We start from the raw sequence: 1,055 nt of genomic DNA, 5'->3' as shown, positions 1-1,055 counted from the left end.
CAGGCAGATGGCCGGCGTCTGCGGTGGCTGCCTTCGGATCTGGAATGAAAGGGGCTTTATCCACACAGTCAGATACGTCTGGTTGGGGTTCACCCCTTGGCCAGGCCGTCAATAGATCAAGGTATCCTGACAAGCGCAAACTATTCGCGTTGTATGAAACCAAGAGCGCTTTTCCCGCGATGGGGGCTGGTGATCAGTTCTGCGCAGCATCATGCCTCGTGAAGAATTTCGTCCGAGTTTGAGTGCGCCGGACCACCGCCGCGTATCTGTATTAGTCGATCATGAAACATGCTGAGCTCAGGCGTCGAGAAAAACCGTCATTTACTTTGAGCCAAATGAGCCAGTTCGCACCGGGAAGGCCCCCGATCGCCTGGGTTGCCTCTGCGAAAGAACGCGCTGAATCCGCGTCGGCCCGGCTTCAGTTTCGTACAGGTTGTCGCCATCGAGGAGCATGGTTCAGAGTGATGCAAATCGCGTTTTTCGAAATAGAGCCGCGAGACGCGGCAACGTTTGACAGTCTGAAGCCAGGCAACAGTCTGAGACTGACAGATGAAGCTCTCTCGGCCGGAAATGCTGGCCGCTTCGTCGAGGCTGAAATTGTTTCTACCTTCATAAATTCGGCGATTGATCGCGTGGTTCTGGATCAGCTGCCAGCGCTCAAATTGATCGCGACGCGATCGACAGGATTTGACCACATTGACACCGCCCTGTGCGCCGAACGCGGCATTCTTGTCTGCAATGTGCCGGTCTATGGCGAAAATACCGTCGCCGAACATGTATTCGCCCTCCTTCTGGCACTTAGCCATCGACTTTTCGAGGCGGCAGAGCGTGCTCAATCTGGACCATTTTCACCTGCCGGACTGACCGGCTTCGATCTCGCCGGCAAAACGCTTGGCCTGGTTGGCACCGGCGCCATCGGGCGGCATGTTGTCCGCATTGCTCACGGGTTTGGCATGCACGTTCGTGCATTTGACATTGCGCCGGATTTCGATTTTGCGACGCGCGAGGGTTTTTCTTATCTGAGTTTTGACGACCTCCTAACGACCGCCGATATA

General features: G+C 55.5%; 1 protein-coding gene. It reads left to right on the top strand.

From position 1 onward, the window contains the following. Positions 1 to 281: 281 nt before the first annotated feature. A partial coding sequence (locus HOC_RS20540) for an NAD(P)-dependent oxidoreductase (RefSeq protein WP_277813068.1) occupies positions 282 to 1,055 on the top strand: 774 nt, incomplete at its 3' end.

Origin of the sequence: Hyphomonas oceanitis SCH89 (assembly GCF_000685295.1) — a bacterium.
Classification (GTDB): domain Bacteria; phylum Pseudomonadota; class Alphaproteobacteria; order Caulobacterales; family Hyphomonadaceae; genus Hyphomonas; species Hyphomonas oceanitis.
This window is presented reverse-complemented; position numbering and strand designations above follow the sequence as displayed.